Here is a 13,044-nt window from a genome sequence, read left to right as displayed (position 1 = left end):
GGTTTAAGTTAAATAGTAAATAGAGCGCTTCTTCTGCTTTTAGGTTGCCATAATGTTTATTTCATAACCGTTACCCTCCTTCCTTCTCGTTTAAAATGAATATCTCCGTATGATTCTAAATACTGCAGTAATTCTTCCAGTGTCGCGGATTCCTGAAATGCACCACCAAATCTTTGGTTTGGAATAACGCCCTTATAGGTTACCTCAATATCATACTGCCGGGCTAAATGCCGCATGATATACTGAATATTGACATTCTCAAACAAAAAGTAACCGCCCTTCCAAGCCAGTATATGTTCCATATTTACTTCGGTCACCGCTATATTGGGCTTATTATCCACGGTGGAAGCTTGTTGTCCGGGTTTCAATATCACCGACCGGCCATCGTGGACAATTTTTACGCTCCCCTCCACCAATGCTGTCCCGGTTGATTTTTCATCGGCGTAGCTCTTTACGTTGAAATGTGTTCCCAGCACTTCTATCGTCTGATGAGCTGCGCGGACTGTAAAAGGTTTTTCTGCATTTTTGGCAACCTCAAAATAGGCTTCGCCGACAAGCTCCACCTCTCTTTTGTCGTTAGGAAAGGAAGAGGGATAACGAAGAGAAGAGGTAGCATTAAGCCACACTTTCGTACCGTCGGGCAAGTGAATCTGGTATCTTTTACCTTTGGGTATCTCCACGAGGTTAAGGGCATATTCTCCAGGGGCACCGGGCTTGTCATCGTAAACTAGGGTCCCATCTTCGGTTTTACGGATTAACACACCGTTCTCATCGGATAAAACCCCAACGCCCATCTCTGCCAGACTGATTTTCTTTCCATTTGCTAATGTCAGCGTTGGTTCATCCTGTAAGGATATTTGCGCTTTGGATACCGTAGTTTGTTTTTGTTGTACAATGACGTTCGTATCGTTTGTCCTGGTATAAAAATATAACGATACGCCAATGCATAACAGTAGCGAGGCAGCTACACCGACCCAAGAAAATAGCCGTTTTTTATCTTTTAACGTGGTTAGTTTTTTGTTTTCCTCTATATAGCTATATATCTGATCAAATAGACGTTCGCTATATGCCGTCTTTTGGGAAGCATCTAAATATTGTAAGAAACCTTCTTTTTCGTCAAACTGATCATAGAAAAGTTCCAACTCACGAATTTCTTCCGCCGTTGCAACTCCTTTTTGTAATTTACTGATTAAATTTACGAGATATTCTGCATCCATAGCACGACTTTTATATATTTTCTCATATATAAGTCGTATCTAATGACAAAAACCGCTATAAAAAAATTAATTTTTTTAAAAAAAGCCTAATAAATACATAAAATAAGTGCAATTACTTCAAAATAATACCTTCCAAAATCTTTTTTTAGAATATTTGTGGCTTTATTTATATGTTTTTCGACCGTACTAACAGAAATACCGAGTTTTTTAGCAATCATTCTATTGGAAATATGCTCAACTCTACTCATTAGATACACTTCTCTGCATTTTTCGGGAATATTTTGTATTGTTTTGTCGATTCTTTCTTTCAATTCCTTTATCTGTAGCGCTTCTTCGGGGCTAATCGTGCGCTCATGCAAACCTTTAAGAAGATTTTCCACGTACTTGTTATGGGAGGCTTGATGCCGAAAGAAATCGAAAATCTTAAATTTTAGTGCATTTTTAAGGTAGCCTTCAAACGAAGATTCTATAACAAGATTTTCCCGCTTTACAAAGAGATTGACAAAAATATCCTGTACCAATTCCTCCGCCTGCTCAATGGACCCTAGCCGCTTAAAAGCTGTATCCAACAATACATCCCAATACCGGTCATAAAGCTCTTTAAAAGCTGATCCATCGCCCGAACGTAATAAGTTCGATAGTTCTTGGTCCGTATGTTTGAAATATACCGTCTTTGCCAAGCCATATGTAGTTAGTTCATTCAAACTTACATAAATTCATTTTTATATGCAATATGAATGCGTTCGGATATGCAAAGGTGGGACTTGGTTATGTTGTTTAAATTTATGCGAAAGAAAACACAAGCTCCCGCATGACTACTATCAAGACAATCATGGCTAAAAATGTCGTCAATACAACCCCATTGGCTGTAGCTTCCTTTCCGTTGCGATACAAGAAGCGCACTGCGATAAGATTTATTGTGGCAGCAATGACATACAAAGCAATAGGCTTGTGCACGAATAAAGATGTTTGAATGTTCGTAAAAGTCGTTGCAACATGAGCCAAAAGAGGAAAAATAACGCCCAACGCTGTCCCTAGTGCAAAGTTATTTTTCACTTTCTGCTCCTCCCAATTTCTTTTTTTCTATTACACATCAAAACTCCAGGAATTTAATTCCGTAATGGCATGATGAGCTGTCATGTCAAACTGAGTAGGCACAATGGAAACGTAGCCATTGCTCAACGCATAAGCATCGGTATCCTCTCCTCTGTCTAACAACTGAAATTTACCCGTCATCCAAAAATATTGTCTATCATAGGGATCCAATCGCTCGTCAAACTCCTCAAACCATTTGGCAGTGGCTTGTCTACATATTTTTATTCCCTTTAATTCTTTGCTGATATGCGGAAAGTTAACATTCAATAAGGTGGCTTTTTGCAAACCATTCTCCAGCACCTGTTGGGCTATAGCCCGTATATAAGGCCGACAATGGGAAAAATCGGCATGATGGGAAAAGTCATCCAACGAGAACCCAATCGAAGGAATATCCTCTATAGCTCCTTCTACAGCGGCAGACATCGTCCCCGAATATAACACGTTGATAGAATAATTCAACCCATGGTTGATGCCCGAGACACATAAATCCGGTTTCTTGCCTTTAAAAATTTTGTTGACCGCCAACTTAACACAGTCGACAGGCGTTCCAGAGCATTTATACATTTCTACCCCGTCGTATAAATCGATTTTATCCAAACGGAGCGGCTTGCCAATTGTAATCGCGTGTCCCATTCCCGATTGCGGACTGTCGGGAGCAACGACCACAACGTTGCCTATTTTCTGCATTTCCTCCAGCAACACCTTAATGCCCGGTGCTGTAATGCCATCGTCATTGACGACCAAGATCGTCGGTTTCCTTTTTGCCATAGGGCTAAAATAAGGTTTATGTTCTTTTTTTTACTTAGTTTATAAAAAATTCGTTATTTTTCTATTTGTTCTTGTATACGTAAAGTATAACTTTGGAAGTCAATTAAATCAGATATGCAACAAAAATCAGATATAGGCGTCATTGGTATCGCCGTTATGGGAGAAAACCTTATCTTAAATATGGAAAGCAAAGGTTTTCATGTCTCTGCTTACAACCGTACAGTAGACAAGGTAGAGCGCTTTGTCAACGGTCGCGCAAAGGGTAAAAACATCTATGGAGCTACTTCCATTGAGGATTTATTACAGTCGTTAAAAAGTCCGCGGAAGGTGATGTTAATGGTAAAAGCCGGTAAACCTGTTGATGACTTCATTGAGCTGTTGATTCCACATCTGGATGAAGGCGATATCATTATCGACGGGGGAAACTCCCATTTTCCGGATACCGAACGACGAACCAAATATGTAGAAAGCAAAGGTCTGTATTACATCGGAACCGGTGTGTCAGGCGGCGAAGAAGGGGCATTGTTGGGACCATCGATCATGCCGGGCGGTTCTTCGGCGGCATGGCCTGCTGTAAAGCCAATTTTTCAATCGATTGCCGCAAAAGTTGCCGATGGCTCTCCATGCTGCGACTGGGTAGGTTCCGGCGGCGCAGGACATTTTGTGAAAATGGTACACAACGGCATCGAGTATGGCGATATGCAGTTGATCAACGAAACCTACCACATTATGAAAGATGTGCTGGGTATGAACGCCGACGAGATGCATGAGGTGTTCAAGGAGTGGAATGAAGGTGAGCTGGATAGTTACCTGATTGAGATTACCCGTGACATCTTAGCATTTAAGGATGAAGACGGCGAGCCTCTAGTGGACAAGATTCTTGATACCGCCGGACAAAAAGGTACCGGTAAATGGACAGGAACGGTAGCGCTTGATTTGGGTATACCGCTTACACTTATTGCTGAGTCGGTATTTGCACGTTGTTTATCGGCATTGAAAGATGAACGCGTAGCAGCCTCTAAGGTGTTACAAGGACCTAAACCATCTTTCGATGGCGATCGCCAAGCGTTCATCAACGATCTACGCGACGCGTTATATGCGGCGAAAGTTATCTCCTACGCACAGGGATATCAAATGATGGCTGCGGCTGCCAAGGAATTTGGCTGGGAACTGAATTACGGTAGCATTGCGCTTATGTGGCGCGAGGGATGTATCATTCGTTCTGCTTTCTTAAGCAAAATCAAAGAAGCCTTTGATAAAAATCCGGCATTGCAGAACTTGATTCTGGATGATTTCTTCAAAGATAAAATTCAAACAGCTCAACATGGCTGGCGTCGGGTAGTTGCTACGGCGGTTACCAACGGTATTCCGGTTCCTTGCCTCAGTGCCGGATTGATCTACTACGATGGCTATCGTTGCGAGCGCTTGCCGGCAAATCTGTTACAAGCGCAGCGTGACTATTTCGGTGCGCATACATACGAGCGCCTCGACAAGCCACGTGGGGAGTTTTTCCATACCAACTGGACAGGTCGTGGAGGGGAGACGTCTTCCACAACGTACGACGTATAAGTTTAAAATATTTGTTTAGATTTTTCATTTCATGCGCTGGGGGTTTCCTCAGCGCATTTTTTTAAATATAAACCCGTATCTTTCGTTAAAAATCATGACCATGGAAAGAAGAAACTTTTTAAAATCAGTGACTGCCGCCGGTTTAACCGGCACGTTGCTTACATCCTGTGCCTCCTCGTTAGAAGATGGTGCAAAGTCTGCTAACACAATCGCAAAGGGTACCATTTTACATAGTGTATATTTTTGGTTGAAAGCGGATATTTCTGAGGAGGAAGAACAAGATTTTTTAAATTTTTTCGCGGAACTCCACAAAGTGCCTGGTGTGCAAACCTTGCAATATGGAAAACCAGCGCCTACCAATCCGCGCGCAGTTGTTGACAACTCCTTTCAGTACAACTTGCTCGTTACCTTCCAGGACATGGACGATATTAACACCTACGAAACACACCCTACACATCTTGCCGCAGCGGAACAATACAGTAAATATTGGGTAAAAGTGGAGGTTAGGGATATTGTAATTTCTTTTCCTTAAGCCATTTGGCAGAAAAAACAACGGCAGTCAAGATAGCTAACGAAATAACTATAGAAATAAACCGGTTGTAAAAGCCATCTGGAGGTAACACACCATACACCAAATGTTCTAAAAGTCCACCCGAAAAGATAACGACCAGAAATAGGGGGTAATTTTTAGGGCCTGAGAGGAAATCGATTCCGTCCCTTCGGACAGCAAACCACAATAATACGAGCGGAACTAATTTTATGAGAACGAGTGGAAAGCTAAAATTGTATGTTTTAAACCCTAGGTAAATCACTAAAGTAACAACTATCCATATGATACGTATCAGCGGAACTTTCATAAGATGTGTTTAATTTCGACTGTCTAAGATAGGAAAACGTTGACGTCTGGCAATATTATCATTATGTAAACGTTTCCGAAGATACGTTCCTTTAATCGCATTATAACGCTTATCTTAGACCTTTTATCAGTTTAATCATTATAATACTATGGCAAAGCACACCATTTTCGAGAGTCGATATGCGATTGGACCCAATGAAACAAAATCATTGGATACCAAAGGACTTCGCGAAAACTTTCTGATTGAAACCGTTTTCGCACCGAATAAAATCCATTTTGTATATACCCACTACGACCGTTATATGGCCGGTGGCGCAATGCCTGTCGACGGACGCTTGCTACTGGAAACGATAGATGATCTCTTAAAGGAGCCCTATTTTCTTTCCAGACGAGAGCTAGGCGTTATCAATGTAGGTGGAGATGGAAAGGTAGAAGTAGACGGCACGGTATATGAAATTGGCCACAAGGAAGCTTTATACGTAGGAAAAGGTGCGAAAGAAGTCTTTTTCAGTAGCAATGATGATTCCAATCCGGCAAAGTTCTATTTAAACTCAACACCTGCACACCACACGTACCCAACAAAGCGTGTGACGAAGGCAGAAGCCAACAAAATCGAACTCGGCGCGACGGAAACAGCAAACCACCGCGTTATCAACCAGATGCTTTTACACAAGGTATTGGATACCTGCCAGTTGCAAATGGGTATGACAGAACTCCAACCAGGTTCTGTATGGAATACAATGCCATCTCATACACACGACCGCCGTATGGAAGTATACTTTTATTTTGAAGTACCAGAAGGGCAGGCGGTTTCTCATTTTATGGGTCCTACGGATGAAACCCGGCATATCTGGATGAAAAACGAACAAGCCGTTATTTCTCCACCATGGTCTATCCACTCTGGAGCGGGAACAAGCAATTATACGTTTATCTGGGGGATGGCAGGAGAGAACCTAGACTACGATGACATGGATAAGTGTGCTATAACAGATTTAAAATAGGTTAAAATCATGCAGAAAACAACTTGGTTTATCCTGGCTTGTGCCTTATTGGGCACAAGCTGTGCCCAGCAACAAAAAAGTATTGTGGTAAGCAATCCGACCGATATAGCGCGCGAAGAGCTCGTCAGTATTCCTTACGCTGAGTTTACCAGGCATTTCCAGGTAGACTCTATCTTTTCAGTCAAGTTGGCGGAATCCGAAATAGAACTTCCGTATCAGCTTGAAAAAAGAGGAAATACAGTGCCCGAAAATGTACTCATCTGGGTACCGGTAGATGCGAAGGGAGAAATTACACTATCCGTAACCAAGCAGGATACGAAACCAGCGTTTAAAACACAGACCTATGCTCGTTTTGTACCGGAGCGTTTTGACGATTTCGCCTGGGAGAACAATGTGCTTGCCTTTCGTATGTATGGCAAAGCGTTAGAGGGCCGACCGGACGACGCGCAGGGTGCAGATGTATGGGCCAAGCGCACCGAGGAGTTAGTCATTGATAAATGGTATAAGGAGAATGACTATCATACGGATCACGGCGAAGGACTAGACTATTATGCTGTCGGACAAACGCTTGGCGCGGGAGATATCGCGCCTTACTTTGATAATAAGATACACTTTACCAAGCACTATCGGGAATATCAAATACTGGACAACGGACCACTTCGGACGACATTCAAGCTTAGCTTTGAACCAGAGGAACTAAACGGCCAGACCATTTCCTTGACTAAAACGATATCGCTCGATGCCGGCCAACACTTCAACAAAGTGATTATAGATCTTGAAAACCAGCAGTCGGAAAGCACGCCTGTTGTCATTGGTTTAGCAAGACGAGGCGAAAGCGAATCACAATACGACTATAACGAATCAAACCGTAGTCTGGCTTATTGGGAACCAGATATCCAGGGGCATGGCCAAACCGGAACGGCACTAATATTGCCTGAAGACCCGCTGACGTTTATCGATAATGACAGTACACAGTTTTTGCTAAGTACAGATATTCAGCAAAATAAACCTTTTGTATATTATAATGGTGCAGCCTGGAACAAAGGAGGACAAGTGACATCAGCCGATGAATGGAAAGGTTTCGTCCAAAAACAAGTAGAAAAAATAAATACCCCTTTAGTTGTCAAACTAAAATAAAAACGTAAAAAATGTCTATTTTAAATACATTCGATTTATCCGGAAAAGTAGCCTTAGTGACCGGATGCAAACGCGGAATTGGAAAAGCTTTAGCAGAGGCACTGGCTGAAGCAGGTGCCGATATTATAGGTGTTTCTGCCACATTGGAGTTAGAAAACTCAAAAGTCGCCCAATCTGTAGAAGCTATTGGACGCAAATTTTATGCTTATCAATGCGATTTTTCTAATCGCGAATCTCTTTATCAATTTATCCACCAGGTTAAGAAAGATCATCCGGTTATAGACATTTTGTTTAATAATGCCGGCAATATCTTGCGCAAACCTGCTGCGGAACACCCTGATGAATACTGGGACGAAATCATTGAGATTAACCAAAATGCCCAATTTATACTTACCCGTGAAATCGGAAAAGATATGATCGCACGCGGTTCCGGAAAAATTGTTTTCACCGCATCGTTATTAACATTCCAAGGTGGCATTAATGTGCCGGGTTATGCGGCATCCAAAGGTGCTATTGGTTCGCTGACGAAAGCTTTCGCGAACGAATGGGCGTCTAAAGGGGTGAATGTAAACGCTATTGCTCCTGGCTATATTGCAACAGACAATACAGAAGCACTACGTGACGATCCGGAACGCTCCGCTTCCATCCTCGGGCGTATTCCTGCGGGTCGCTGGGGAGAGTCGGAAGACTTCAAAGGCCCTGCGGTATTCTTGGCTTCCAAAGCTTCGGATTATGTGCACGGCACGATTCTAACCGTAGATGGCGGTTGGATGGGGAGATAGTAAATATAGGCCCGGTTTAAACCGGGCCTATATTTATTAGCGTTTTACAACATACATCATTTCAACCTTTAATACACCTGCCCGGAGCGCTTTGATCAGTCGCTAAAGCGATATAGAGCTTTTAAAAAATCAACTCAAAAAAATTTAGTAATTTTGTGTGCGTTTCAATCCGTTTTTGTTTTTCTATAGGACTTATTGCAACCAAAAGAATAATATATAATACACGTGCTTATTACACGTTGGTTTGTCGACGACTATTAGAAAGGAAGGGAATCGTATGCAGCATATCGACTGTCACGAGGAAAGAATACATCTATGTGGGAAGATCCAATTTTTTGGATACCTATTTGTATTTGACAAAAATGAAGAATGTATCGCAGCTAGTGAAAATGTGCAGGAACGCTGGCTTTGCTCTGCACAAGAATTCATCGGGAGAAGTATCACAGACATCTTGGATTTTCTTCTACCAAAATACAGTATACGTTTTCAGCATTTTAGGCCTGAAATTGCAGATCTCATATTCAATCGCTTTGTAGAGAAGGTAGCGCTGGATGAACAAGATTACTACGTTAGCATTTATCGATATGGAGAAAAGTTATATCTAGAAATAGAGCAAAGCAATGGTTTTAACCTAAAGCAAACGAAACTGTATTATTACGCTAAGCACCTTGAGCGTGAGGATAGTGACGTATGGAAATCTCTTACACAACTGATTAAGGAGATTATCCAATTTGACCGGGTCATGATTTATCGTTTTAAGGAGGATAAAAGTGGCCAGGTAATAGCAGAATCTATCCGTGATAATCTAGATTCGCTTTTGGGGTATCGCTATCCGGAATTTGATATTCCACAGCAAGCCCGCGCATTGTACAAAGAATTTTTGGCTCGCCATACGGCCGATACCGAAAGCGCTGTCAGTCCATTGATACAATCGACAGAAGAAGAGATCGATCTTACGCCTTGTAGTGTTAGGGCACTATCGCCTATACATCTCCAATATTTACGCAATGCAAAAATTCAGGCAAGTGCGAGCTTTTCCATTATCGTGGAAGGGGAACTCTGGGGCTTGGTAGCTTGCCAAAACGTCTTGCCGAGGCATGTCGATCTCGCGCAAAGACATGCTTGCATCTTTTTGACGCAGTACGCAGTCAATTATTATCTAGCTGTTTGTAGGAAACAGGAATCGCAATATATAGCGCTAACGAGTCAGCTGGAAGCAGAATTGAAAGAGAGATTGTGGTTAAGTAATGACTTACTGGCTACATTTAGCAAGTTTGCACATCAATTAATACACAAGCTGACAGCAGACGGTATGTGGATTGGAAACGGAGAAGAACAGCTTTCGTTTGGTGAAGTGCCGGCAGCACAGCATATAACCGTAATCCGACATTTGCTGGAACAGCAGCAAGAGCATGTATTTGCTACGCATAACTGCGTATATCTGGAAAATACACAAAACGAAGAACAACTATTTCCGGGTGTAATTAAGGTTGATCTTATCCCAAATTCATCCTGGACGTTACTATTTTTCCGCAAAGAACATCTAATAGAAGAAGTATGGGCAGGTAAACCCGAAAAAATCATACAGTATGACCCGGTTAGCAATCAGAAGTTTCCTTCTCCGCGCACTTCTTTTGAAGCGTGGAAAAAAATCAACCAAGGCGCATCAATCAGGTGGGAGCAACGGGAAATTCAGTTTATAGAACGTATCGTTATTTTAGTGCAACAGGTTATGGCTAAAAGGGCTGGAGAGATACAGCGATTAAACGAAGAGCTCGTCAATGCAAACAATACCTTAGAGACCTATAGCTATACATTGACACATGATCTTAAAAATCCGTTGTCTGCTATTCGGCTTTCCGCACAAATGATTCAAATGAAATCTGATCTAAGCGGGGAATTTTTGAAGCGGTGCAGTACCAACATTTTGGACGCCGTACAGTTGATGTCGGAAATGATGGAAAAGATACACGAAGAATTTGCGAGCTCAAGTTCCGTCATATTAAAGCCTTATCTAATTGACCCAACAGCGCATATACTATCTATTGTGGAAACAGCAAAGCAGGAACATGATGTGCACCACTTACAGTTTGAACTTGGCAAAATTTACCCTGTTTTAGCCGAAAGGACGCTGCTATTTCAGTTATTCTTAAATTTAATCGGTAACGCGATAAAATATAGCGGAAAGGAACAACAACCTTACGTAAAGGTATATAGCCAGATTGACCCTACCCATATATCCTACTTTATTGAAGACAATGGTATCGGGATGGATTTGAAAGATGATAGCGATATTTATGAGATTTTCCGGCGTATGCCAAATTCGACCGGTTACGAAGGGTCGGGGGTTGGTTTGTCTATTGTGAAAAGGATTGTCACTAGACTAAATGCGCGTATTACCGTAGAAAGTGAGCTCGGCAAAGGTACGTTGTTTCGGGTGGATTTTGTTCGACATCAATAGCAAAACTACGCACTCATATCGTACTATAAACTAAATACCTTTAGCATTTTTTCCTGTTTTACGGTGAGAACAGCTTAACCTTGTGCGGGAAACCAAATTACATTGACATTGTATCGAGTTATGTAGTATAAAGCCCCTTTTTATCAATAAATTCAATTACTTTGTCCGGTACATAAAACTGTATACTCCTTCCTGCTTTTACGGCTTGGCGTACAAAAGTTGAGGATAGCTCCATCACGGGGGTTTCTGTTATGGTAATGGATGGATGTTTTTTTAGCTCACCTCCATCGTAATCTGGTCTTGGGTAAACGATAATACGGTAATCGCGAAGAATAATATCCGCATTTTTCCACTTGTGAAAGCTGGCGAGATTATCTTCCCCCATAATCAAGAAAAATTCTCCCTTGGGATACTTTTCTGCCAAATGGATCAATGTATCGATGGTATACGAAGGTTGGGGTAGAGAAAATTCAATATCAGATACCCGTAACTTTTCCACCCCTTCAATAGCCAAGTTGACCATTTCCAAGCGGTCGTACATATTTCCCAAATTCTTCTTGTCCTTAAAAGGGTTTTGGGGTGATACCACAAACCACACTTCATCGAGCTCGGTATAATTGGCAATATAGTTGGCAATAATCAGGTGCCCAGTATGTATGGGATTGAACGAGCCAAAGAATAAGCCAATCTTTTTATTTGTCATTACCTACTTAAAAAATCCAAAACCAACTCTTCGGCTTCTTTACACGCCGTTTCCAAGTCAAAATTGTTCAGCACCACATCAAACTTACTAGCATAACTCAGCTCTAACTCTGCTTTGGCAAAGCGTTCTTGCAATTTCTCTTCAGAGTCTGTTCCGCGACCTCTCAAACGTTCTTTCAGCACTTCCAACGACGGTGGGTTCACAAAGATGGCCAAAGCCTCTTCCGGATATTTAGATTTTAGACGAAGACCGCCCACCACATCGATATCAAAGATAACTGATTTTCCCAACGACCAAATCCGTTCTACCTCTTTTCTTAACGTACCATAAAAGGTTCCGGCGTATACTTCTTCAAATTCAATGAGTTCCTGTTTAGCTACTTTATGCAGAAAATCCTCTTTGGAGATGAAATAGTAGTCTTTTCCGTCTATTTCTCCCGTCCGAGGCTCACGTGTACTAGCAGAAATAGAAAACACAATCTTATCTTCGTGATTGGACAATAATCGTCTAACGATGGTCGTTTTTCCAGCGCCGGAAGGAGCCGAGAATATAATCAGTTTTCCACTCATTGTTATAACACGTTAAGTAGTTGTTCTTTTACCTTTTCCAATTCTTCTTTCATCCGAACAACAATCTGTTGGATATTGGCGTCATTCGCTTTGGATCCTAAAGTATTGATTTCCCGACCCATTTCCTGTGAAATAAAGCCTAATTTTTTTCCGTTGGAATCGCTTGCATTTAAGGCTTGGATAAAATAATTACAATGACTTCTCAAACGAACCTTTTCTTCCGTAATATCCAGTTTATCGATATAATAAATAATCTCCTGTTCAAAACGGTTCATGTCTATATTCTCCTTCCCAACCGCTTCATCCAGATAATGGCTCAAACGCTCCCGGATTAACGGAATACGATTCCCTTCGACTTCTTCCACTTGCGATAGGTAGGAAAGAATTAAATGCACACGGTTTTCCAGATCCCTCTTCAACACGTTGCCCTCATCCTCCCGAAATTTGGTAAAATGTGCTATTGCGGTATAAAAGGCTCCCATCAGTACTTTTCCCTCTTCTTCATCTACCGCATCTTCGTTCGCATTTACAACCTCCGGCATGGTTAGCGCCATTTCAAACAGGGAAGCATTCGCCTCCCCTATTTCCTGTGCTATTTCCTGCAATTGCTTATAATATTGTTTTAAGAGTGCTGCGTTAATGGTTGAAGCTTTTGCTGTTTGGTCTACATACTCAACCGATACGGTAATATTTACCTTGCCTCGTTCAATCAATTTACTGGCTTCGGTGCGAAGTGTTAGTTCTCGGTCCGAAACAACCTTCGGTAAACGTAGGCTAAGTTCCAGAAACTTGGAGTTCAGGGATTTCAGTTCCACGGTATATTTGACCCTTCCATTTTCATGGCTGCCCATACCATACCCTGTCATAGATTTTATCATATGCAAAG

14 protein-coding genes are annotated in these 13,044 nt (G+C 41.8%); 6 read left to right on the top strand and 8 right to left on the bottom strand.

Annotation, left to right across the window (positions count from 1 at the left end; translation table 11 throughout):
* Positions 1–56 precede the first annotated feature (56 nt).
* The 4 genes from FXV77_RS04875 to surE all read right to left on the bottom strand — a co-directional run bounded on the left by FXV77_RS04875 (position 57) and on the right by surE (position 3,080).
* The gene (locus tag FXV77_RS04875; protein ID WP_148918088.1) at positions 57–1,217 is read right to left on the bottom strand and encodes a FecR family protein; all 1,161 of its coding nucleotides are present in this window, start codon (positions 1,215–1,217) and stop codon (positions 57–59) included.
* A gap of 86 nt (positions 1,218–1,303) precedes the next feature.
* Entirely contained in the window at positions 1,304–1,921 is a 618-nt protein-coding gene (locus FXV77_RS04870; RefSeq protein WP_187444009.1) for an RNA polymerase sigma factor, read from the bottom strand.
* Between the two features lie 79 nt (positions 1,922–2,000).
* Positions 2,001–2,273 (bottom strand): hypothetical protein, encoded by a 273-nt coding sequence (locus tag FXV77_RS04865; RefSeq protein WP_148918086.1) that lies wholly within the window; start codon positions 2,271–2,273, stop codon positions 2,001–2,003.
* 30 nt (positions 2,274–2,303) lie between these two features.
* Complete coding sequence (surE, locus tag FXV77_RS04860) at positions 2,304–3,080, bottom strand: 5'/3'-nucleotidase SurE (RefSeq protein ID WP_148918085.1); 777 nt, start codon at positions 3,078–3,080, stop codon at positions 2,304–2,306.
* A gap of 114 nt (positions 3,081–3,194) precedes the next feature.
* Here surE and gnd point away from each other — a divergent pair, with 114 nt between their 5' ends.
* Together gnd and FXV77_RS04850 are read left to right on the top strand one after the other, a co-directional pair.
* On the top strand, positions 3,195–4,649 hold the full coding sequence (gene gnd / locus FXV77_RS04855) for a decarboxylating NADP(+)-dependent phosphogluconate dehydrogenase (protein WP_148918084.1): 1,455 nt from the start codon (positions 3,195–3,197) through the stop codon (positions 4,647–4,649).
* 100 nt (positions 4,650–4,749) lie between these two features.
* Positions 4,750–5,181, top strand: coding sequence for a Dabb family protein (locus tag FXV77_RS04850; RefSeq protein WP_187444008.1), 432 nt, complete (start codon positions 4,750–4,752; stop codon positions 5,179–5,181).
* Here the strand turns inward: FXV77_RS04850 and FXV77_RS04845 are convergent.
* Positions 5,153–5,506 carry a hypothetical protein gene (locus FXV77_RS04845; RefSeq protein WP_148918082.1) on the bottom strand — a complete coding sequence of 118 codons (354 nt, stop codon included), beginning with the start codon at positions 5,504–5,506 and terminating at the stop codon, positions 5,153–5,155. The two genes, FXV77_RS04850 and FXV77_RS04845, sit on opposite strands and share 29 nt — an antisense overlap.
* A gap of 148 nt (positions 5,507–5,654) precedes the next feature.
* On the opposite strand from FXV77_RS04845, the gene kduI reads away from it, so the two are divergent.
* From kduI to FXV77_RS04825, 4 genes are all read left to right on the top strand, one after another.
* Positions 5,655–6,506: a 5-dehydro-4-deoxy-D-glucuronate isomerase gene (kduI, locus tag FXV77_RS04840; RefSeq protein WP_148918081.1), complete on the top strand. Its 852-nt coding sequence runs from the start codon at positions 5,655–5,657 to the stop codon at positions 6,504–6,506.
* 9 nt (positions 6,507–6,515) lie between these two features.
* A complete protein-coding gene (locus FXV77_RS04835; protein ID WP_148918080.1) occupies positions 6,516–7,643 on the top strand; it encodes a DUF4861 family protein in 1,128 nt (375 codons plus the stop codon).
* 17 nt (positions 7,644–7,660) lie between these two features.
* Positions 7,661–8,425: an SDR family oxidoreductase gene (locus FXV77_RS04830; protein ID WP_187444028.1), complete on the top strand. Its 765-nt coding sequence runs from the start codon at positions 7,661–7,663 to the stop codon at positions 8,423–8,425.
* Between the two features lie 277 nt (positions 8,426–8,702).
* Entirely contained in the window at positions 8,703–10,886 is a 2,184-nt protein-coding gene (locus FXV77_RS04825; RefSeq protein WP_148918078.1) for an ATP-binding protein, read from the top strand.
* A 118-nt stretch (positions 10,887–11,004) separates the two neighbouring features.
* On the opposite strand, the gene nadD is transcribed toward FXV77_RS04825, so the two are convergent.
* The 3 genes from nadD to FXV77_RS04810 are packed head-to-tail and all read right to left on the bottom strand — an operon-like array spanning position 11,005 to position 13,036.
* Positions 11,005–11,589 carry a nicotinate (nicotinamide) nucleotide adenylyltransferase gene (gene nadD / locus FXV77_RS04820; protein WP_148918077.1) on the bottom strand — a complete coding sequence of 195 codons (585 nt, stop codon included), beginning with the start codon at positions 11,587–11,589 and terminating at the stop codon, positions 11,005–11,007.
* A complete protein-coding gene (gmk, locus tag FXV77_RS04815) occupies positions 11,589–12,158 on the bottom strand; it encodes a guanylate kinase (RefSeq protein ID WP_148918076.1) in 570 nt (189 codons plus the stop codon). Before gmk ends, nadD begins: the two co-directional genes overlap by 1 nt.
* A gap of 2 nt (positions 12,159–12,160) precedes the next feature.
* Positions 12,161–13,036 (bottom strand): YicC/YloC family endoribonuclease, encoded by an 876-nt coding sequence (locus tag FXV77_RS04810; RefSeq protein ID WP_148918075.1) that lies wholly within the window; start codon positions 13,034–13,036, stop codon positions 12,161–12,163.
* Positions 13,037–13,044: the final 8 nt, after the last annotated feature.

This window comes from Sphingobacterium phlebotomi, assembly GCF_008180195.1.
GTDB lineage: Bacteria > Bacteroidota > Bacteroidia > Sphingobacteriales > Sphingobacteriaceae > Sphingobacterium > Sphingobacterium phlebotomi.
The sequence above is the reverse complement of the archived record's forward strand: the minus strand, read 5'-3'. Positions and strand labels throughout refer to the sequence as shown.